We start from the raw sequence: 366 nt of genomic DNA, 5'->3' as shown, positions 1-366 counted from the left end.
GCACACGGGCGTCCCGCTCGGCCTCCAGCTCCGCCTGACGGCCGGCGAGGGCCTTGCTCCCGGCGCCGCGGGCCTGGCCCACGCCCTTGCCCGCCTCGGCCTTGGCCTGCGGCGGCAGGGCGCCGATCTCCCGGTTGGCGAGCGACAGGGGCGAGGTACCGCCGGTGTGCGCGGTCTTCGCCTGGGCGAGCGCGTCGAGGTCACCCGCGGCGGCGAAGGCGGCGAACGCCTCGTCCCGCATGCGCTCGATCTCTTCCGGTTTCAGTGCCTCGACCTCGACTGGGTCGTACGACTTGTTCGGTGCCGACATCTCTTCCCGTGCTTCCGATTGGCTGATACTGCTCTTACCGGGGGATACCCCCGGAC

General features: G+C 72.1%; 1 pseudogene. It reads right to left on the bottom strand.

Annotated features, from left to right (window positions below):
• A pseudogene (locus AC1DUE_RS20850) lies at window positions 1-310 on the bottom strand (phenylalanine--tRNA ligase subunit alpha); the annotation flags it as partial.
• Between the last annotated feature and the right edge of the window lie 56 nt (window positions 311-366).

This window comes from Cellulomonas sp. P4_A2, assembly GCF_056402515.1.
The sequence above is the reverse complement of the archived record's forward strand: the minus strand, read 5'-3'. Positions and strand labels throughout refer to the sequence as shown.